The organism is Planococcus sp. APC 3900 (assembly GCF_030407735.1).
GTDB lineage: Bacteria > Bacillota > Bacilli > Bacillales_A > Planococcaceae > Planococcus > Planococcus notacanthi.
In genome coordinates this window covers 241,387-260,398 of record NZ_JASDCT010000001.1, presented here as the reverse complement: position 1 = coordinate 260,398, position 19,012 = coordinate 241,387, and the positions used below count along the sequence as shown (strand labels likewise).

Genomic DNA, 19,012 nt, shown 5'->3' with positions numbered 1-19,012 from the left:
TAAAGGTATGGATACTAAAAAAGGAGGACGCTGATGGAAAAGAGACAAAAGGACCCTATGCTCTCCTTTCTTATCGGATATGCAGGTTTCTTTCTTATCGGTTTGGGCGCACTTCGATTCCTAAAAATCCAGGACAGCCCAGGGTATATTTTGACTTTCGCAGGCCTTTGGTTGATGATTATTTTTCTTGGAAATATGGAAAAGAAGCTGATTGTTAAGAAAAAGAAAGCCTTTTTGATCAGTAAGCTGATCTTAAGTGCCATCTTCTTAGCTTTAGCGGGTTGGTTTTATTTTTAACCTATTCTTTAAAAGGGGGAATTGTGATGAATGGTTTGAAGTTATCTTTTAGAAAATCAATGCTTATACTGCTTCTGGCCTGCGTTTCTCTGGCTGTCGCCGGTTGTTCGCAAAGCGGGAAAGCCCAGCAGAACAATGTTGCTGATGAAAATAAAGAAGCGATTCAGGCGGTCATCGAGAAAGAGTTTAATGGCCCTGACAAAAAGTACAGAGAATTGTGGGAAGCCGCAATGGCTTTCCAGACAGATGACATGGATGAGGAAGAATATAACGCTTTCCAGGAAACGCCTGAATACAAGGAACTGCTGAATTACATGGAAGAAACGTATGCTCCTTATTTCACTGCGAATGCATACGAAACCTTCAGCAGAACGGGTGCTTTTGCGTATAGTTTTTCTGAAAAGGACTACACACTCAACACCGATGACCTTGAAATTACACAAAGCGAAAACGAACCTACGCTTTATAATTTCACTTTCGATGTCAACTATGAAAATGAGTCCGGCGAAACCGGTGTCTACAGTTTCGAAGGCAACTCCATTGTTCCGGAAAAAGGAAAGATCGGAAAAATCCAATTCGATGACCAGGATGGGTTGAATCAAGCCATACAGGAATAAAGGCTTCAATTCGACAACATTTTAAGACCGCCAATTCAGCTGCGAATTGGCGGTCTTATCGTTTTTTCTTCATGTATTTCGTTATACCAAACCAGCAGATTGACGCTTTTTCTCCACTTCTTTTTCGTGCCGGAGCAGCCATTCTTTGCGGGTCAGCGTACCGGCGTAGCCGGTCAGTTTGCCGTTCGACCCGATGATGCGGTGGCAAGGCACGACGATGGTCAGTTTGTTCTTGCTGTTGGCGTTCCCTACTGCCCTCACGGCTTTATCGCTGCCGATCGCTTTAGCGATTGCCCCGTAGGAGACGGTTTCCGCGTACGGCACGCTGGTCAAAGCCGACCAGACCTTCTGCTGGAATTCAGTGCCTGCAGAAGTGAAGGGAATGCTGAACTCTGTACGCTCTCCTTTAAAGTATTCTTCCAGCTGCCGCTGGCAATTTACGATGACCGCCGGGCTGTCCGGACCGATTGGATGTTCCACGTCGGTTTTTTCGCTGAACAGAATGGAGAGGATTGCTCTATCTGTTCCGGTGATTTCCACGATGCCGATCGGCGATTGGAATTCTGCACGATGTATTTGATTCATAATAAAGACCTCCATAGATAGAATGTGGCGTATGCCTGCCACCCTTCCCAATTTTTCGCGAGCTCCATGATTTCTGCCGGTGTCGGTTTTCGGTCGAGCTGCAATTGGGCTTTCAATGCATTGTGCAAACCAACATCCGCGAGCGGAAAGGCCGACTGGCTGTGCAGGCATTTCATCATGACGTAATTGGCTGACCAGGCGCCGATGCCCCGGATTTCCAGTAACACGCGTTCCATGTCCGGTTCCTGAAGCAAGCGCTGCTTCTGCAATTCGCCCCTCGCCATCGCTTGCGCAATCCCCAAAATATACTCGGATTTTCTGACGGTCAACTGCAAGGCACGCAAATCAGCGACGTTCAGCGAGGCGATTTTCTCGGCACTTGGAAATGTCCAATAACGCTCATTTTCATAAAACAGGGATTCCCCGAAATTTTCAACGAACCGTTTCTTCAATGTGTAAGCAAATGTCAGATTGATCTGCTGGCCCATTACTGCCCAGACCAGCGCTTCAAACAAGTCCGGTACGCCGATGACCCGCAAACCATAATGCTGCCGGACCACACTCTTCAACACTGGATCTGTTTCCGCAATGGCATAAAATCCCTGCAGGTCCGTCTGCAGATCGAACCAATCCTCGATATAGGCAGCAACCTCGTCTCTTTCCTGATAAGCCGGCACGCCAAGAGGAAATTCGATTCGCAAGGCACCGGCTGCCGGCACGATGCGAAACAACACAAGCTGTCCGCCGATTTTCAACAGTTTCGTGATCCCGCTGTCATCAAGCCGGTACAAATTCTCCTGCGACGACCTGCCGAGATGAACCAGGCATTCCTCAAAATTAAAATCCGCGGGCGTTGCAATCTCTGAATACTGTTCTTCGTGCACTCTCTTCATGAAGGAACAGCCTCGCTCAACTTGCGGAACTCGCTCGGTGAATGGGCTTTGCGTTTGCGGAAGATTTTATAGAAATTGGACGGGCTTTGGAATCCCGCTTCAAAACAGACGTCAAGGTTGGATAAACGGGTGTGTGTCAGCAGATGCGCTGCCTTGTCTATCCGGATTCTCTCCAGGCAGGCATGCGGCGTTTCCGCTGTTTCCTGCTTGAACACACGTTCCAGATAAGATGGACTTAGGCCGACATGAACTGCGATGTCCTGCAGGCTGATGCTTTCTTTATAACGGGCGGTCAGGTAAGCCATTACGTTGTGGACGAGTTCTTCATCCGGCGTATAGTCGGTTTCAGGCCGGCATCTTTTGCAGGCACGGAATCCTTTCGTTTCGGCTTCGGCCATAGTCGAATAAAACTCGACGTTGATCTTTTTAGGTTTCCGCGAGCGGCAGGAAGGCCGGCAATAGATTTTGGTCGTTTTAACAGCTGTATAAAAAAGGCCGTCATATCTCCGGTCGCAGGCAATGATTTTTTCCCACATTTCATCAAAAGTAAAATAAGCTCTTTCCATCTCTATCCCTCCTCCACTTGAACTGCCTATACGATGTCTTGTCCTTTCCTCTATTATATGCCGGTACGCGACTTTCTTCAGCTTTCGGCTTTTCCTTTTCTTCATTCTATAATGCTCAGTTGCCCTATGCCTCCTCAATCTTATCTTTATAGTCCGAAAAAAATTACAAGCGGAAGAATTTTATTTCCTGCCCCCATCTCTTATAATGGATAAGATGTCTATGAAAGAGGGATTATGCTCATGATACAAATTTTTTGGTACATATACGCTGCATTTTTGGCTACGTCCACAATCGGATTCTTCATTCACGGCGGCTATAAGAGCCCTATTTTCCTGATTGATTTGGCATTCTCCGTTATCGCCTGGGTCGGCCTGTTCGGTTTTGTAACCCATTACCAGATTTTCACGCCATTCGTCTGGCAAGTGGTTCTTGCAGCTGTGGTGTTGTGGGACTTATTGTTTTTCTTCTTTATCAAGGCTTATTTTACGGAAGCCGAACCGGAAGCCGGAAGTGCGTCCATGACCGTCATTTCGGGTGTAATGATGCTGGTTCTCCTTGGCCCTCTCTATTACGCTTTATTCCAATATGCATTTTAAAAGGTTGCTCCCTATCATGCCAAAGACCGCTGTACTCCTATCTTACGGGAGAAACAGCGGTCTTTTTTTCAGCAGTCTTACTTTCCAGCCTCCTTTAGGTCCTCCAACGGATTGTCCAGTTGTTCAAAACCGTCGATCCGGCAGCTCACGATGTCCCCTTGTCGAATCACCACCGCACCCGGCGTTCCGGTTGAAATGATATCCCCTGGCAACAAGGTCATGACTTTGGAATGGAATGAAATCAGGAACTGCGGCTGAAACGTCATATTCGAAACCGTATTTTCACGGTGCACGCTGCCGTTGATGATGGTCGCCACCTTCAGTTCAAGGACATCGTCCACTTCATCCTGCGTAACCAGCTGAGGACCAAAGCTGAAAAATGTATCGAAGCTTTTGGCGCGCGTCAAATAACGTGGATTTTTCTGCAGGATGTCTTCCGCCGTCATGCCGATGATTGTCGTGTAGCCTGCCACGACATCCAGCGCGTCTTCTTCCGATACATCTTTGCATGTTTTGCCGATGATGATGCCCAATTCGGATTCGGCAGTGGTTCGTTCCGACTGCATAGGCACTTGAATGGTGTCGCCTGAACCGATGATCGCCGTATCAGGTTTCATAAAGCTTGCCGGTTCGGTATTGGGGGACACTTCGTGCAAGTCAGCGGCATGTTCCATATAATTCAAACCAATACCCCAAATTTTCCGCGGCTGCCGATACAGCGGCGCATAAGTGACCCGATCGAACGGAACAATCATTTCCTTAAAGGCTTCCTCTTTTATCTTCTGCTGAAATTCATCCCGATACCAATGATTCAAAGCGTCCAATTGGGTTGATTCGATTAATCCGTACAAATCAGTTGCCCATCGCTGGTTGAAGATTTCATTCAATCTTTTAAGCGGGACCACTCCAGATTCAAGCACCAACGCTGCGTTTTCCTGATTTCCCTGTCTGATGGTCGCTAAACGCATCTGTCCATTCCCCCTTAGTTTTCACTGTTCCAAAATAATGATAACAGAAAATTCACTTATTTATCTATTGTATGAAAATTTGCTGCGCCTTCCTGTTTCTAACCGTAAAATAGACAGCTTCTTCCTTTTCTGGATGGTGTACAATGAACGTCCTTAATCGTATAATAGGGGCATGAAAGCGGTGAATATACTGAATTACGCAGCCGCTAATCGGACTCGGATGAGAAGGTGCAACGATGATGAATTGGGATGAACGCAGACAAATCGTAAAGGTCGCCAACCTCTATTATTTTGATGGCCAAACCCAAGCGCAAATCGCCAGCAAGATGGGTGTTTCCCGCCCGGTGATTTCAAAATTGCTGAACAAGGCACGGGAAATGGGCATTGTGGAAATTTACATTAAAGACGAAAACGCCCATACAGTGGAACTTGAACAGCAGCTGGAGAAAGCATATGGCCTGAAGGAAGCGCTGGTTGTGCCGGCAGCCAATTTGAGCACCGACATGATCAAGCACGCACTCGGAAAAGCAGCTTCTTCTTATGTATCCAAGAACGTCGATGGCCTCCATTCTTTGGGCATTTCATGGGGCAGCACCTTGTCCAAATTTGTTCAGGAATATCCGTATGAACAGCATCGGGATTTGCAGATTGTTCCGTTAGTTGGGGGAATGGGCCGGAAATTCGTGGACATCCATTCAAATTTGCTGGCGTATCAATTGGCTCAGAAAATGAACTCTTATTGCTCCTACCTGTATGCACCCGCCATGGTGGAATCCAGTGAACTGAAAGAGCGCCTCATCCAATCGGAAGACATCGCGATGGTGCTGGAAGAAGGACGCAATGTGGACATGGCGGTTGTGGGACTTGGCAACCCTTTTGAAGGTTCGACGATGGCCGATATGAACTATCTGACTCCACAGGATTTGGAGTCATTGAAACTGGCTGGAGCTGCAGGCGATATCGGTTCGCGCTTTTATGATGCGGAAGGCAACCAGATTCAGCATCCTTTGAACGACTTGGTCATCGGCCTGGATTTGGAGGAGTTCAAAAAAATCCCGCAAGTTGTCGGCATTGTGGAAGGCGCCCATAAAGTGGAAAGCATCAGAGCCGCATTGAAAGGCGGCTATCTGGACGTGCTCGTTATCGATGACGTAACGGCAGACTTGTTGCTCCGTCCTTCAGAATAACACGATAGCTTCTATCCAAAAAAAACCAGTTGTTGAGATGGCTCAACAACTGGTTTTTTTAGTAGTGCACACCTTTTCCAAGCCAGGAAGCGGCAGCTTCATAAAGAGCTTCCGTCACAGTCGGATGAGCATGGATCATGGTGGCCAGTTCGTCAACCGTTCCTTCAAGGCGCATAAAGGCGGAAGGTTCCGCAATCATTTCGGTCACATGAAATCCGACCATCGAGACTCCCAGGATCTCCCCGTAGGTGGTATCCGCAATCAATTTGGTGAACCCTTCTTTTTCATCTAATGTCAACGCCTTGCCGTTGCCGGCATGATCAATCTTCACCACTTTAAACGAAATGCCTTTTTGTTCCACTTCTTCTTCGGTCATGCCGACGCTGGCGATTTCCGGACTGGTATAGACGCAGCGCGGCACCACATGATAATCGATTGTTTCTTCCTCACCTGCCGCATTGGCTGCCGCCACCAATCCTTCCGCACTCGCTACATGTGCCAGCTGCCAGTTGCCGACTAAATCACCAGCGGCATAGACATTCGGCAAGCTGGTGGCCATGTGCTCATCCACTTTCACGAACGGCCCGTTCATCTCCAACTTCAGGGAATCGAACGCCGACAGATTCGGAGACCTGCCGACCGACAGCAGAACCATACCGGTGTCCAGTACTCCCGACTGTCCTTTTTCACTTTCAACGTGAACTGTCTGGCCGTTCTCTCCCTGCTCCACTGCTGTCACTTTGGTCGCTGTCAGGATCGAAATCCCTTTCTTCTTCAATGATTTGGCCAATACTTTTGCAGCTTGCGGATCTTCGCTCGGAACAATGCGGCTGCCCATTTCAACGATGGTCACCTGTACGTCAAGAGCAGCAAAGATACAGGCAAATTCCACACCGATGATGCCGCCGCCCACGATGACCAGCGATTCCGGCAGCTCCGTAATGCCAAAAATCGTATCACTGGTATGAAACCGCCCTTCTTCCAGACCCGGAATGGGCGGAACAATCGGCTTCGAACCGGTCGCTAATATAAGTTTGTCGCCTTTGATCGTTTCCTCGCTGCCGTTTTGGTCCACCCGAACGATCCCATCCGGCTCCACTTCCCCATAACCGTTCAGCACATCGATTTTTCCCTGCTTCATCAAATGGCCGATGCCGTTCCGTAATGTTTGGATAACCTGGTCCTTGCGCTCCATCATTTTGGACAACGTCACCTTTACAGGTCCCGTCTCAATGCCCCAGCTTTTGGCTTTCTCGATGCTGTCGATGACTTCGGCATGCCGCAGCAGAGTCTTGGACGGAATACAGCCGCGGTTCAGGCAGGTCCCGCCAAGGTCCCGCGCTTCCACCAACGCCACTGTTCTGCCGAGCTTCGCGGCTCTGATGGCAGCCACATATCCGGACGGCCCGCCTCCGATGACCACCACTTCATAAGTCTTCAATAGGATCTACCCCTTATATGAGTAATTCAAATGGATGTTCGAGCAGTGACTTCAACTCCGTCAAAAAAGCCGCAGCCGGGGCACCATCGATGACGCGATGATCAAAGGACAACCCGACTCCCATCATCGGCCTCAACACAATCTGTCCTTCCACACCGACCGGCTTTTCATTGATTCGTCCAATTCCAAGAATCGCCGATTCCGGCTGATTGATGACCGGGTTGAACGTATCGACTGCGTACATGCCGAGGTTGCTGATGGTAAAAGTGCCTCCTGACAATTGATCCGGTTTCAGTTTGTTGCCTTTCGCTGCCTGTCCTGCTGTTTTGCAGGCTATCGTTAATTCAGCCAGGCCTTTTTGGTCGGCATCTCTGATCACTGGAACCATCAAGCCATCTTCAAGCGCTACAGCCAGTCCAATATTGATGGATGCGTGATGGACGATTTCGTTGCCTTCCAATGAAATATTGATGTTCGGATGGCGCTTCAAGGCATGGGCAACCGCCTTCAAAATGATTTCTGTGTAACTGATGCGGTAACCGGTCTGCTTTTCAATCGGATCCAGCAATTGTTTGCGCAGCGCGACCGCTTCAGCCATGTCAATTTCACTGTTGAGTGTGACATGCGGTGCGGTCGTCTTGCTGTGGAGCATCCGGTCCGCTACGGCTTTCCGGATTCCGGACATTTTCACCCGCTTAGCCGGTGCAGCTTGAGAGGCAGTTGCCGGCTGTTTGGCTTTTTCTACATCTGCCCGATAAATCTTGCCTCGCGGACCGCTACCTGTAACGTCCTGCAGGTCTACGCCTTGAGCGCTCGCTACTTTTTCAGCAAGCGGCGTAACACTGCGGGAAGCGGTGGCGGTGGCGGCAAATTTTTCAACATCTGCCTGGTGAATCCGCCCTTTCGGACCTGATCCTTCGATTTCTGTGAGTCGGACATCGTTGTCCCGGGCAATTCGTCTGGCAGCCGGCGTTGCCCGGACTTTTTCCGGCTGTTCAGAGGGTTGCCCCGGTGATTCTGCTTCTGCTTGCTGTTGTTCAGGCGATTCTGTCGGTTCTACAGCGGCTGGTTTGCTGCTGACACCGGATTCTCCCGGCGGCGAATCGGGAACTTCCTCTCCTTCGTCCCCAATATAGCCGACGACATGGTTGATCGGTACTTCATCGTCTTCCTCAAAATAGCGTTTCAGCAGAATCCCTTCTTCGTAGGACTCGACTTCGATGTTGATCTTATCGGTCATGATCTCAAACAGCGGTTCCCCCACTTCGACCGGGTCCCCTTCTTCTTTGAACCATTGAAGCAATGTGCCGACCTGCATGGTACTGCTCAGCTTCGGCATGAAAATTTCTTTAGCCATCATTTCTCCTCCCTACAGGCGGTTTAGCGTTTCTTTGGCTGCTGCAACGATATCGTCCATTCCCGGAACCGCCGCTTTTTCCAGCTCTGGATTATAAGGGATCGGAACCGCTTTGCCGCCAAGCCGTTTGATGGGCGCATCCAAATAGTCGAAGGCTTCACTTTCCGCAATCAAGCTGGCGATTTCTCCTCCAAAACCGCCGCGCTTCACCGCTTCATGGACCACGACCAGGCGCCCGGTCTTTTTGACGGACTCGACGATGGTGTCGATATCAAGCGGCACCAATGTTCTTGGGTCGACCACTTCGGCAGAAATCCCTTCTTTTTCAAGCTCTTCCGCTGCTTCGAGCGCCCGATGGACCATGATGGCTGTAGCGACGATCGTTACATCCGTCCCTTCCCTTTTGATGTCGGCCTGCCCTAAAGGAATCGAATAGGCTTCTTCGGGAACTTCTGATTTCGTCCGGTAGCATAATTTATGTTCATAGAAGATGACCGGGTTGTCGTCATCAATCGCCGCCTTCAGCAATCCCTTGGCATCATAGGCCGTAGAAGGCTGGACCACTTTAAGCCCAGGAATATGCGCCATCCACGCTTCCAGGCTTTGTGAATGCTGAGCTGCGGCACCCGTTCCGGAACCGGCAGGCGTGCGGAGCACCATAGGCACTTTTCCTTTTCCGCCATACATATACCGGATCTTCGCTGCCTGGTTGACCATATTGTCCATGGCGATGGTGATGAAATCGGAAAACTGCAATTCCAGAATCGGCCGCATCCCCGTCAAAGCCGCTCCGACTGCAGTACCTGAGATGGCCGCTTCTGAAATGGGGGTGTTGCGGATCCGCTCCGGACCGAACTCTTCAATCATTCCGCGCGTCACACCGAAGGCCCCGCCGTAAACACCAATATCTTCCCCGAGCACAAAGACATCTTCGTTGTCACGCATTTCCTGGCTCATGGCTTCTCTTACCGCTTCTAAATATGTCAGCTCTCTCATGCCTCGATTCTCCTTTGCTCCGCCTTATGCGTAAATGTCTTCCAATAATGCATCCAACTCGGGTTCCGGACTGTTTTTCGCAAATTCAACGGATTCCTCAATTTCTTTTTTCGCTTCCGCTTTGATTCCATCCGCTTCCTGCTGCGTGAAAATCCCTTCTTCAATCAGCACTTCCGCCATCAGCTTGATCGGATCCCGCAACAGCCATTCCTTTTCTTCCTCACGCGTCCGGTACTTTTTGGCGTCGCTCTTCGAATGTCCCTTGGAACGGTAAGTCTTGGCTTCGATAATGGAAGGGCCTTCCCCGTTGCGCGCACGTTCCACTGCTTCACCGACTCCGTTCATGACATCGAATACATCGTTGCCATCGACCACTTTCCCCGGGATGCCGTAGCTTGCCGCCCGTGCGGCGATGTCTTCGATGTTGATCATCTCCCGTACCGGCCCCGACATGCCGTATTGATTGTTTTCACAAATAAAGACGACCGGCAATTTCCAGATGGACGCCAGATTGATTGCTTCATGGAAGCTGCCTTCATTCGATGCTCCGTCTCCAAAGAAGCACAACACGACATAACCTGCTTTCTTCATCTGTGAAGTCAGCGCCGCTCCAGCTGCAATCGCAAAGCCGCCGCCGACAATTCCGTTGGCCCCCAAATTGCCTTTGTCGACATCCGCGATATGCATCGATCCGCCTTTTCCTTTGCAGTAGCCGGTGGTCCGTCCGAACAGTTCGGCCATCATGCCATTGACCGTCGCTCCTTTGGCAATGCAATGGCCGTGTCCCCGGTGTGTGCTGGTGATTTTGTCCTGATCTTCGAGAACCGCTATGGAACCGACTGCTGAGGCTTCCTGTCCAACACTCAAATGAGTGGTTCCATGAATCATCCCTTTGGCAAAAAATTCGTCCACTTTTTCTTCAAAAAAACGGATCAACCACATCTGCTTGTACAAACCCGTCAGTTCCTCTGTCTTCACTTGAGGCGGCAATTTCAGTTTCTGCGTCATCTGTCTTCCTCCTTTTGCATGGCTGAACGGATGAGATCCGCTTTCTGCTCCCGTTAGCTGAAAGAACCAGCCCTCTCAACTGGCTATGGAGAAGTCTGGCCCTTGGACAGTTCCGGTATTCAACTCGGTTTCTTTTTCGGTTTGTATTGTTTGAGGATTTTCCGGGAAGCATTGACGTCTTTCAGCAGGCGGTAAGGTTTGCTGATCGTCCGCACCGGCAGCGACAAAAGCAGATGCCCCAGATCCTCCCGGTACTCACTTGTGATGCGTGTCGGTTTGGACGAAATCCGATCGTAGATTTCTTTGTAGAATTTCCGGTTGACGTCCACTTTGAGCTGTTTGGTTTTATTGCATTGCTCGCAGCGGATGCTTTTGATGTCATCGTTGATATAGGTGATTTCATGGTTCACTTCTTCCCTGCAATGGTTGCAGAATAAAGCCGCTTCCATGGTTTTGATTTCCATGCTAGACACCTTCCCATTCACTATGATTGGGTTGTTTGCTCGTGGCGCTTTTGTCCGTCTATGCTTGCAGCGGAACCTGTTTTTCCGTTTCCGCTTTAAATGTGTCGTCCTGCATGCGGCGCAGGCGCCAAATTGTTGAATCCACCGTTTGCTCGACATCATCATAGGTGATCACTTCACCTTTTTTGATGTCACGCTTCAAGCGGACATGCTTATCGACCAGCCCGAGCGGCAATGCTTTTTGCTGACGCGCTTCCTGGGCAGTAAGGATGTGGCCGTAGACGGTGAATCCACCGATGCTATCCAGGAACTCACCGGCCGCAAGATCGGTTTTGGCTACGGTTACCGTCTCAGCTTGAAGTCCGTGCCACGGAGCGATGGTCGCTTCGTTATAAATATAGGCACGCGCGATGGAAATCGGCGTTTCCAGGCTGGTTAAGTGATACGGACGGTACAGTACATAATTTGGCCCTTCCCCCATACTCAGATACTTCAATTCATGGTTGACCTCTTCTTTTTCAGAAGCGATGATGGCGAATACACCAGGGGCGATGCCGTTGATGTATTCAACGATCCGCTTGTTGCCGACTTGTCCGCCTTCCGCTTTCAATTTGAAGATTTCCGGAAGGCCTTTTACATCGCTGACAAAGCCATGCATGCCCGGTTTGTCAGGCAGGAAACCGGTCGCATTGGCCACTGCTGTCATTTCCACCATGGTTTTGGTGCCATCCTGGAAAGATGCGAGCATTTTCGGACTGGCGCCTTTTCGGGCAGCTTCTTCCGCCGCCGTATCGGGATTGGCCGCCAGGTTCAACGGATTGTTCTTGCCCTTCCCAAGCGCCACCACTTCAAATCCCAGCGCATCGGCAAAATCGTACAGTTCCATAATCGCTCCCGGTTCGTCACCGGCAGATCCTGTATAAACCACACCGCTGGCATCCGCCATTTTTTTGAGGATAACCCCTACCGTAACGTCAGCTTCCACATTCAGCATGACAATGTGTTTGCGGTTCAAGATGGCATCCCAGGCAATCTTCGCTCCGATATCCGGTATTCCGGTGGCGTCCACCACTACATCCACTTCCCGCAATGATGTCACCAGCTGTGCGTCCGTAGTCGCCACGACTTTGCCTTCCTTGACGGCCGCTTCCGCCTGCTGCGGATTATTGGTTTCCACTACTTGCTCACCCGGCACACCCGACTTCACGTAAGCGGACGTGACATTAGTGAGTTGAATATCTGCGGTGATGACGACACGCATGCCCGCCATCCCCTCTATTTGGGAAATCATTCCACGCCCCATTTGGCCAGCTCCCACCAGCCCTACCTTGATCATAATGCCGCTGCGCTCCAGTTCTTCGAGTTTCCTGTTTATTCCCAGCATGAATTAACCCCCTCTTATTCAGGCTTGATGATCCGGATGGCCGAACCGACTTTCAAGTTCGGCAACGCCTTCTTTTCCACGCACATCGTTCCGGGCAGGCTGGCTTCCGTTTCGCCATTGAAAGCGATCGTGCAATGGCCGATTTCATCCAACGTGTCATTGACTTTGCTTCCGACGAATAAAATTTCATAGCGCTGCCCATTGATTTCCAGCACATCACCTGCCATCACCTTGTCGAGCAGATCTGCCCGTTCATGGATCACGCCGATTGACCGCAAGGAATCCGGAACGGTGTCATTAAAAATGACCAACATGTTTTCTTCAATAAAAACATCCACTTCTTCACCGATTTCCGTTATTTTCGCTTCGTATTTTTTTGTCATCATATCCTCCACCTGACTGCCCCCTTATTTTTAGCTGTACAGACCGAAACTGAACAAGTAGGCAATGACAACCGCCAATGGCCCTGTTATGACACGTGACAATAAGACCGCCGGCACGCCGACTTCAATGGTTTCCGGTTCTGCTTCTCCAAGCGTTAGCCCCACTGGTACGAAATCCGCCCCCACTTGCGGGTTGATTGCAAACAATGCAGGCAGCGCCAATGCCGGCGGAATATTCCCGCGGCCGATTTCAACGCCGACCAGCACACCGACTACTTGTGCAATAACCGCTCCCGGACCCAATAAAGGCGATAGGATCGGCAAGGCACAAATCACCGAAAGGATCAGCAAGCCGCCAATATTTCCGGCTAATGGGGAGACGAAGTTGGCGATCAAGTCACCGATGCCCGTGTAGACGATGATCCCGATCAGCATACTGACAAAAGCCATGAACGGCAAAATGTTCTTCAGTACCTGATCGATGGTTTCACGTCCGGCCTGATAGAAAATCCCGACCACTTTACCGGCTCCACGGCCGATTTTTTCAATGATGTTCATTTTTTGGGGCTTCTGCTGATAGCCGGCGGCTTTTTGTTTCGCCTCTTCTTTGATTTCCTGTGCTGTTTTCGGGCTGGCCGCCGGACTTTCCACTTTTTCGACCGCATCCTCTACAGCATCCTGGTCTTCATATGGAGCCACGGCACTGATGTTTTCCAGCTTCACTCCGGAAACGAAATTTTCTTCATTGATGAACTTCATCAGCGGACCGGACGGCGAAGTGGCATTGACATTGACCGTCAAAATATTCATCTTTGGATAAACTCCGCAACGGGCTGTCCCGCCGCAATCGATGATGACACAGGCCATGGTTTCTTTATCATAGGATCCTTTAAAACCATCCACGGCTTCGGCACCTGTCAGCTTGGCGATTTCCTCAGCGATCGGATGGATGCCGCCTCCTGTCACCGACACAATGTAGCGCTGCTGCTCATTTGGCCGAATGGTCAGCGGACCGCCCCAACCGCCTCTTCCTTTAGTTATTGTTACTGGCTTAAAATTCAACGGCGTTTGAATGCTGCTCATTTTCTTTGCCTCCCTTTTTTAAACCGCTCAAATGATCAGACTTCCATGCCTCTTGCTTTCATCATGCGGACCGTGATGATTTCCGTAACGATGCCCCGTATCAGGATGACGATGATCCCAACGAGAAAGAAACGGATCGCTAATGGCCCCAACGAAAAGCCCAATTGTGTGATGCCTGCGGAAATGCCCAGGTACACGAATAACTCTGCCGGATTGGCATGCGGGAACAAGCCCGTGATCGGATGCACAAACGAAACGGCCGAATCATAAAATGCCGGTTTCTGTTTTTCCGGCAAGAATTTCCCGAACGTATAGGCCATCGGGTTGGTCAGGAAGAAAACCGCCAGGACGGGAAACAGCGTATAGCGCAATAGCATGTACTTCGTACTTTTGCGCGCCAGCCTGTTGATCCGTTCTTCCCCCACCAATCGGATAAATGCGTTGACGGCCGTAATCAGGACGATAAGCAATGGAATAATGCCCGTTACCAGGCCTACAAAGGTATTGCCGCCTTCCTGGAACATGCCGATAAACCCTTCTGCCAGCCTAACTAAAAAGTCCATTTGTTCTTCCTCCCTATACTGCTAGATTTGTGTTTCCGGTCATTTGGGATTCAATTTTATCAATGGCCATCTTAAAAGCTCGATCCTCAGGCTCCTCTCCCAGACTTGCCTTCAGCGCATCCAGCGGCAGGCCGATGTATTCCGGAAAAGGTTCAAATCGGCTGAAGACCGTCACCCCCCTCATCAACCGGCTTTCAACAACCGTTCCGGTGTCATCGATCACCACAATGGCGACTGCACCTATTCCCAGCTTCTGTTTTTGAATCCCTACCCCCAAATAGCCCGATGGCCTTCTGCTCAACTCTCTGATCGTGCCGTGGTAGTTTTTCAGCTGCGCTTTAGCCATCCAAATTTGGAGCAGCCAGACTGCAGCAAACAAAACAATGAACCATCCCCACATATTCATCGCCCCTTTACATATGTTCAGTTCCGTGACATTTGCTATTACCACCTATTATAAGAGCAGATATCTGATAAATCAACATAAATAATAGAAAATTCAAATTATTTAACGCGTTTTTTATTATTGTCGAAATAATGATTTAAACTTATAAAAAATGGAATTAAATGATGACTTAAGCAGTGAAACGATTGATCTTATTAGGTTTCTCAGTATTTCTGGAAATAAAAAAGCTTTCCGGGCAGGCCGGAAAGCTTTTCGTTTGTTATTATTTTTTTAAGCGGCCAATGAACTCATGCAGCTTGTCCAACTTTTTCACATGGTCGTTGCAGGCTGCAGTATCCTGGCAAATGTAATTGCCCCGCTTGATAAATTGATCCTGCCCCGAACTTTTCGTCTTGGCGATGAACATGCCGACTTCGCTGTGGCGGTTGCAGATGGTGCAGATGCCCTGCTTGCCGCTGCGTGTAAAACTGCCTTGAATGCCGATCAACTGGTCGTCTTCTTCAGCGACCAAATACATCAGATTGGAACTTTCCGTCCAAGCCAGGTAAGAAGTTCTGTTGAAATTGATCGTTTCAAGCTTCGGCCCCTTGAACTTTTTCGCTTTTGGGAACAACTTCTTCAGTCCTGGAGCGCTGACTGTTTTAAAAGGAATGATGTAGGGCTGGAGTTTTTCCAGAAATGCTTCTGCCTCGCCAAGCTCCTTCACTTGCACCAATGGATTGAGGATTTTCTTCTGTTCCTCGGTCAATGACGGGAATAATTTATAGACCTTCTCATGCGCCAAGTGCCGCAGGACGTTGAGCACCTCTGCATCATTGACGCTGGCTTGCCCTGCCACCAGGATTTTTGCCTGGTCTTTGATGAAATTGTATTGGTCGTTCCGGATAAACGCTTTTGGATTTTCCGCCGTGCTGCCAGTGTTGTCGTTCGTTTCTTTTGTATGGATCATTTGAGCCCACTCCTTATGTTTTATTTACCGGATGTATAAGGAAGAAAGCCCGGCATAAAGAACGGCTGGGGATTGCGGGAGCGATTAAAATTTGCTTATCTCCCCATGCAAAGTATCGCCATTCCAAATACCAGGCTTTGCATGAGTGTTTCCTGACGCTGACAATTGAACCGCGATTGTCACCTGATACCACCTCCTTTGAAGATAGGGGTTTTGATTGTGTTTTTATCCCGCTTTAACGGTCAGTAAGACTTCCGATTTTACGGGAGATCTGCTGACCCTATAAGTCCGATTGGATCAACCAACAATCAGTGGGGGAATGGAAATCCCCACTGATTGAGTTTCTTTTTATCATACTTTATCCAGCGGCCATTTTCCATCCAAGGGATTGCATCCAGATACAGTGAAAATCATCACAAAAAACAACCGCTCCCTTGATGGGAACGGCTATGCTTCACTTCAATTAGATCTTCCGTAATCACAAACCACGTAAGCGACTGCTTTAGCGGCAACCAGCAAAGCGTCTTCGTCGATATCGAATTTCGGGTGATGGTTAAAAAAGACTTCTTCCCGGCCTTTTGGTTTGCAGCCGATATTGAAGAATAGGCCCGGCGTTTTCTCCAAGTAATAAGCGAAGTCTTCCGAACCCGAAAACACCGGATATTCGACGACTTCCTTGATATCAGGATCTGTCGCTTTTTTCAGTATGGCGACGACTTCTTCCGTTACGGCTTCATCATTGCGAAGCGGCGGATAATCGGCAGTGTAGACCAAATCGCACGCCACATCAAACTGCAGTTCAATGCCGCTGACGATGCGATGGATTTCCCGGTCGATCAGCTGCTGCGTCTTGTCGTTCATGTATCGGACGTCACCTTCGATTTCGATGCTGTCCTTGATGATGTTAAAGGACCCTTTGCCGTCAAAAGAACCGATGGTCACGACGCCCATTTCAAACGGGTTCAGGCGGCGGCTGACGACGGTCTGCACGGCAGTGATAAAATGGGCACCGGCGACAATCGGGTCATTGGCGTTTTGCGGAGACGATCCATGGCCGCCGCGTCCCTGGATCTTCAGTTTAAAATACGTTCTTCCCGCCATGGCATAGCCGCTTCGGTAGCCGATGGTGCCTGCGGGATGAGTCGGGAACAAATGGGTGCCAAAGACGGCATCCAGATCATCAAGCACTCCGGATTCCATGATGCTTTTCGCTCCGCCCGGCGGCGTTTCTTCCGCATGCTGGTGGATGATTTTGATGGTGCCGGCTAATTCTTCTTTCAATTGAATCAGGCAATCCGCCAGTACCAGCATATAGGCGGTATGGCCATCATGGCCGCAGGCGTGCATGACGCCTTCATTCTGTGATTTGAATGGAACATCCACTTCTTCCTGAATCGGCAGTGCATCAAAATCCGCACGCAAGCCAATGGTTTTGCCAGGCTTGCCGCCTTTGATAGTGACGATGATGCCATAGCCGTTTCCAACATGTGTCTGGACTTCAACGTCTTTTCCTTTATAGAAATCCGCAATAAACTGCGCGGTTTTTTCCTCTTTAAATGACAGCTCAGGATGCTGGTGAAGATGGCGGCGGATTTGGATCATTTCCTCCTTCCGGCTTTCCAGCTTCTTCAATAACTGCTCCTTGAGCTGGGATGAATGGGCTTGCTGTACCATTTTATCTTCCTCCTTGTTGATGTATTCAAGCGATTTCTTTGGTCTGTTTCAGTTTTTCCAGCAGCAGGCAGATAATCACCAGGCCGAAAATACAGCAGAAGGCTTTCAATGAAGTCGGTACCGGTCCCAGATTGACGGCCAACGCCAAAGCGATGCCGATCACTCCCCACAATGGCTTTTGCATAGCCAGTTGCGCAATAAGCCCTCCGAAAATCGCCGGCAAGACGAATACCAGCGAATCCACAACCGACTGCGGCAATAAAGTGACGACATATGAGCCGCCCAGTACGATGAACAGCAGCATGACGATGTTGACGATTGATGCAGCTGCCATGGCAAGTGTAGCCGTCAGTTCACCTTTTTTCGTACCTGGTTCTACGCCTACGGCTGATTGGGCGATAGAAGCTGCCGGCAAACACATATTGCCGATATTCCCTGTCAGAAAGGCTAAGTAGGTGCCGGAAATCCCTAAAATCGGGTAATAGCTGATCGGTTCAACAAACCATAAAACCCCTACGACTGCGGCATAGGCCAGAAAACCTGACAATATCGCCGACCAGCCCGGATGAAAACCCAGGCCATAGGATAAGTATAACGGCAATGCCAGGGAAAGGACGATAACTGCCCAAATGGTCAGCCTTCCCCAAAAATGGGAACGGTCATGGAATTTCTCGAAACTGATGGTCTTGACTCCTGCTGTCTCTCTAAGCCCTTCAAGTCCCTGTTCCAGTGTTTCATTTTGCACTTCCTTATTCAAGGTCATACGCCGTCTCCTCTTTTCTTTTTAGGATATGAAATAACCGACTGAAATTCCCACAAGGATAATCAAGCCGAGCGACCATTCCCTGAGCCAGTTCAGCTTGAATCTGGCAGCGCACCAAAGGATGAGCGGCATGACTGCAAATGCAGCAAGAAACACCATCGCTTCGTTCATCCCTTTGATTACTTGTGTCGTTCCCAGGTAACTGAAAGCGCCCAGTAAAGCAGCTGTTGAAATCACCTTTAACAGCGTCACGCTTTTCTGGCCATTGTCGGCAATTTTCGCTTGAGCTTTGCTGAGCGATTTAGTGAACAGCGCGGTTACTAAAAGCCAGCCGACTCCACCCAGGCACATGACCCATACTGCGTTGGTGAAGGCTTGATGGGTGAACTCTGCTGATCCGAGGTCAGATCCTGCTGCCTGTGCTCCCACTGTCGCCCCGATTGTTTCAACCGGCGCTGAACCGATGATGCCGATGCGCATCAAGGTGACCGGATTGCCGATCAGTGTCAGCAAGGAAATAGCGACGATCAAAATAGCGAAAGAAGGTCCAAGGGAACTGATGGCACCTGTTCTGAGGGCTGTCTTAACTTCGAGCTTGTTCATCCCGACAGTTGAAGCTGTCCGTGAAGCCAACCTGATAAACGTGATGGCTTGAAAAATAACAATGCTGACCACCAATCCTGCAATAATCCAAAGCGGTAAACTGTTGGCTGTTTCCATAACTTTGCTCATCCGTACACCCTCTCTGCCGTTTAATTAGTCTGTAGACCACCGAAAAAAGAATTTGTCTAAATCTTCCGTATTCGGTTCATATGGTCCACTATATACATT

General features: G+C 49.5%; 22 protein-coding genes. 4 read left to right on the top strand and 18 right to left on the bottom strand.

Features of this window, described 5'->3' with window-relative positions:
• The first annotated feature begins 33 nt into the window (after window positions 1-33).
• Window positions 34-297, top strand: a complete 264-nt coding sequence (locus tag QMA04_RS01290) for a hypothetical protein (protein ID WP_191714698.1) — start codon at window positions 34-36, stop codon at window positions 295-297.
• A 26-nt stretch (window positions 298-323) separates the two neighbouring features.
• On the top strand, window positions 324-914 hold the full coding sequence (locus QMA04_RS01285; protein ID WP_191714697.1) for a hypothetical protein: 591 nt from the start codon (window positions 324-326) through the stop codon (window positions 912-914).
• Window positions 915-995: 81 nt separating this feature from the next.
• Here the strand turns inward: QMA04_RS01285 and QMA04_RS01280 are convergent, their stop codons facing one another.
• Genes QMA04_RS01280 through QMA04_RS01270 form a run of 3 tightly spaced genes read right to left on the bottom strand, consistent with a single transcriptional unit; the run spans window position 996 to window position 2,958 of the window.
• Window positions 996-1,499: a methylated-DNA--[protein]-cysteine S-methyltransferase gene (locus QMA04_RS01280; RefSeq protein ID WP_191714696.1), complete on the bottom strand. Its 504-nt coding sequence runs from the start codon at window positions 1,497-1,499 to the stop codon at window positions 996-998.
• Window positions 1,496-2,392, bottom strand: coding sequence for a DNA-3-methyladenine glycosylase family protein (locus QMA04_RS01275; protein WP_290183694.1), 897 nt, complete (start codon window positions 2,390-2,392; stop codon window positions 1,496-1,498). The genes QMA04_RS01280 and QMA04_RS01275 overlap by 4 nt, the downstream gene beginning before the upstream one ends.
• Window positions 2,389-2,958 (bottom strand): bifunctional transcriptional activator/DNA repair enzyme AdaA, encoded by a 570-nt coding sequence (locus tag QMA04_RS01270; RefSeq protein ID WP_290183693.1) that lies wholly within the window; start codon window positions 2,956-2,958, stop codon window positions 2,389-2,391. The genes QMA04_RS01275 and QMA04_RS01270 overlap by 4 nt, the downstream gene beginning before the upstream one ends.
• Before the next feature lie 240 nt (window positions 2,959-3,198).
• Here QMA04_RS01270 and QMA04_RS01265 point away from each other — a divergent pair, with 240 nt between their 5' ends.
• Window positions 3,199-3,555 carry a hypothetical protein gene (locus tag QMA04_RS01265; protein WP_290183692.1) on the top strand — a complete coding sequence of 119 codons (357 nt, stop codon included), beginning with the start codon at window positions 3,199-3,201 and terminating at the stop codon, window positions 3,553-3,555.
• A gap of 77 nt (window positions 3,556-3,632) precedes the next feature.
• Here QMA04_RS01265 and QMA04_RS01260 read toward each other — a convergent pair whose 3' ends face one another.
• Window positions 3,633-4,523, bottom strand: a complete 891-nt coding sequence (locus QMA04_RS01260; protein WP_290183691.1) for a fumarylacetoacetate hydrolase family protein — start codon at window positions 4,521-4,523, stop codon at window positions 3,633-3,635.
• A gap of 236 nt (window positions 4,524-4,759) precedes the next feature.
• Here QMA04_RS01260 and QMA04_RS01255 point away from each other — a divergent pair, with 236 nt between their 5' ends.
• Complete coding sequence (locus tag QMA04_RS01255; protein ID WP_290183690.1) at window positions 4,760-5,710, top strand: sugar-binding transcriptional regulator; 951 nt, start codon at window positions 4,760-4,762, stop codon at window positions 5,708-5,710.
• A 58-nt stretch (window positions 5,711-5,768) separates the two neighbouring features.
• Here the strand turns inward: QMA04_RS01255 and lpdA are convergent, their stop codons facing one another.
• From lpdA to QMA04_RS01185, 14 genes are all read right to left on the bottom strand, one after another.
• Window positions 5,769-7,151 (bottom strand): dihydrolipoyl dehydrogenase, encoded by a 1,383-nt coding sequence (lpdA, locus tag QMA04_RS01250; protein WP_290183689.1) that lies wholly within the window; start codon window positions 7,149-7,151, stop codon window positions 5,769-5,771.
• Between the two features lie 13 nt (window positions 7,152-7,164).
• A complete protein-coding gene (locus QMA04_RS01245) occupies window positions 7,165-8,508 on the bottom strand; it encodes a dihydrolipoamide acetyltransferase family protein (protein ID WP_290183688.1) in 1,344 nt (447 codons plus the stop codon).
• Window positions 8,509-8,520: 12 nt separating this feature from the next.
• Entirely contained in the window at window positions 8,521-9,504 is a 984-nt protein-coding gene (locus tag QMA04_RS01240) for an alpha-ketoacid dehydrogenase subunit beta (RefSeq protein WP_290183687.1), read from the bottom strand.
• 24 nt (window positions 9,505-9,528) lie between these two features.
• Window positions 9,529-10,512, bottom strand: a complete 984-nt coding sequence (locus tag QMA04_RS01235; protein ID WP_203340261.1) for a thiamine pyrophosphate-dependent dehydrogenase E1 component subunit alpha — start codon at window positions 10,510-10,512, stop codon at window positions 9,529-9,531.
• Between the two features lie 119 nt (window positions 10,513-10,631).
• Window positions 10,632-10,976 (bottom strand): bh protein, encoded by a 345-nt coding sequence (locus tag QMA04_RS01230; protein ID WP_290183686.1) that lies wholly within the window; start codon window positions 10,974-10,976, stop codon window positions 10,632-10,634.
• A gap of 58 nt (window positions 10,977-11,034) precedes the next feature.
• Complete coding sequence (locus QMA04_RS01225) at window positions 11,035-12,360, bottom strand: NAD(P)H-dependent oxidoreductase (RefSeq protein ID WP_290183685.1); 1,326 nt, start codon at window positions 12,358-12,360, stop codon at window positions 11,035-11,037.
• 14 nt (window positions 12,361-12,374) lie between these two features.
• The gene (locus QMA04_RS01220) at window positions 12,375-12,746 is read right to left on the bottom strand and encodes a PTS glucitol/sorbitol transporter subunit IIA (protein ID WP_290184021.1); all 372 of its coding nucleotides are present in this window, start codon (window positions 12,744-12,746) and stop codon (window positions 12,375-12,377) included.
• A 27-nt stretch (window positions 12,747-12,773) separates the two neighbouring features.
• Window positions 12,774-13,826 (bottom strand): PTS glucitol/sorbitol transporter subunit IIB, encoded by a 1,053-nt coding sequence (srlE, locus tag QMA04_RS01215; protein WP_290183684.1) that lies wholly within the window; start codon window positions 13,824-13,826, stop codon window positions 12,774-12,776.
• Window positions 13,827-13,861: 35 nt separating this feature from the next.
• On the bottom strand, window positions 13,862-14,389 hold the full coding sequence (gene srlA / locus QMA04_RS01210; RefSeq protein ID WP_290183683.1) for a PTS glucitol/sorbitol transporter subunit IIC: 528 nt from the start codon (window positions 14,387-14,389) through the stop codon (window positions 13,862-13,864).
• A gap of 13 nt (window positions 14,390-14,402) precedes the next feature.
• Window positions 14,403-14,789 (bottom strand): transcriptional regulator GutM, encoded by a 387-nt coding sequence (locus tag QMA04_RS01205; protein ID WP_203340267.1) that lies wholly within the window; start codon window positions 14,787-14,789, stop codon window positions 14,403-14,405.
• A gap of 268 nt (window positions 14,790-15,057) precedes the next feature.
• Complete coding sequence (locus tag QMA04_RS01200) at window positions 15,058-15,744, bottom strand: FusB/FusC family EF-G-binding protein (protein ID WP_290183682.1); 687 nt, start codon at window positions 15,742-15,744, stop codon at window positions 15,058-15,060.
• Between the two features lie 459 nt (window positions 15,745-16,203).
• Entirely contained in the window at window positions 16,204-17,418 is a 1,215-nt protein-coding gene (locus QMA04_RS01195; protein WP_290183681.1) for an amidohydrolase, read from the bottom strand.
• A gap of 25 nt (window positions 17,419-17,443) precedes the next feature.
• Window positions 17,444-18,181 (bottom strand): small-conductance mechanosensitive channel, encoded by a 738-nt coding sequence (locus QMA04_RS01190; RefSeq protein ID WP_290183680.1) that lies wholly within the window; start codon window positions 18,179-18,181, stop codon window positions 17,444-17,446.
• 21 nt (window positions 18,182-18,202) lie between these two features.
• Window positions 18,203-18,913, bottom strand: a complete 711-nt coding sequence (locus QMA04_RS01185) for a DUF5058 family protein (protein WP_191714688.1) — start codon at window positions 18,911-18,913, stop codon at window positions 18,203-18,205.
• Window positions 18,914-19,012: the final 99 nt, after the last annotated feature.

Bases quoted from the DNA above. Each gene is read 5' to 3' on its own strand.
- QMA04_RS01290 (WP_191714698.1), top strand. From the start codon at position 34: ATGGAAAAGAGACAAAAGGACCCTATGCTCTCCTTTCTTATCGGATAT.
- QMA04_RS01285 (WP_191714697.1), top strand. From the start codon at position 324: ATGAATGGTTTGAAGTTATCTTTTAGAAAATCAATGCTTATACTGCTT.
- QMA04_RS01280 (WP_191714696.1), bottom strand. From the start codon at position 1,499: ATGAATCAAATACATCGTGCAGAATTCCAATCGCCGATCGGCATCGTG.
- QMA04_RS01275 (WP_290183694.1), bottom strand. From the start codon at position 2,392: ATGAAGAGAGTGCACGAAGAACAGTATTCAGAGATTGCAACGCCCGCG.
- QMA04_RS01270 (WP_290183693.1), bottom strand. From the start codon at position 2,958: ATGGAAAGAGCTTATTTTACTTTTGATGAAATGTGGGAAAAAATCATT.
- QMA04_RS01265 (WP_290183692.1), top strand. From the start codon at position 3,199: ATGATACAAATTTTTTGGTACATATACGCTGCATTTTTGGCTACGTCC.
- QMA04_RS01260 (WP_290183691.1), bottom strand. From the start codon at position 4,523: ATGCGTTTAGCGACCATCAGACAGGGAAATCAGGAAAACGCAGCGTTG.
- QMA04_RS01255 (WP_290183690.1), top strand. From the start codon at position 4,760: ATGATGAATTGGGATGAACGCAGACAAATCGTAAAGGTCGCCAACCTC.
- QMA04_RS01245 (WP_290183688.1), bottom strand. From the start codon at position 8,508: ATGGCTAAAGAAATTTTCATGCCGAAGCTGAGCAGTACCATGCAGGTC.
- QMA04_RS01240 (WP_290183687.1), bottom strand. From the start codon at position 9,504: ATGAGAGAGCTGACATATTTAGAAGCGGTAAGAGAAGCCATGAGCCAG.
- QMA04_RS01235 (WP_203340261.1), bottom strand. From the start codon at position 10,512: ATGACGCAGAAACTGAAATTGCCGCCTCAAGTGAAGACAGAGGAACTG.
- QMA04_RS01230 (WP_290183686.1), bottom strand. From the start codon at position 10,976: ATGGAAATCAAAACCATGGAAGCGGCTTTATTCTGCAACCATTGCAGG.
- QMA04_RS01225 (WP_290183685.1), bottom strand. From the start codon at position 12,360: ATGCTGGGAATAAACAGGAAACTCGAAGAACTGGAGCGCAGCGGCATT.
- QMA04_RS01220 (WP_290184021.1), bottom strand. From the start codon at position 12,746: ATGATGACAAAAAAATACGAAGCGAAAATAACGGAAATCGGTGAAGAA.
- srlE (WP_290183684.1), bottom strand. From the start codon at position 13,826: ATGAGCAGCATTCAAACGCCGTTGAATTTTAAGCCAGTAACAATAACT.
- srlA (WP_290183683.1), bottom strand. From the start codon at position 14,389: ATGGACTTTTTAGTTAGGCTGGCAGAAGGGTTTATCGGCATGTTCCAG.
- QMA04_RS01205 (WP_203340267.1), bottom strand. From the start codon at position 14,789: ATGTGGGGATGGTTCATTGTTTTGTTTGCTGCAGTCTGGCTGCTCCAA.
- QMA04_RS01200 (WP_290183682.1), bottom strand. From the start codon at position 15,744: ATGATCCATACAAAAGAAACGAACGACAACACTGGCAGCACGGCGGAA.
- QMA04_RS01195 (WP_290183681.1), bottom strand. From the start codon at position 17,418: ATGGTACAGCAAGCCCATTCATCCCAGCTCAAGGAGCAGTTATTGAAG.
- QMA04_RS01190 (WP_290183680.1), bottom strand. From the start codon at position 18,181: ATGACCTTGAATAAGGAAGTGCAAAATGAAACACTGGAACAGGGACTT.
- QMA04_RS01185 (WP_191714688.1), bottom strand. From the start codon at position 18,913: ATGAGCAAAGTTATGGAAACAGCCAACAGTTTACCGCTTTGGATTATT.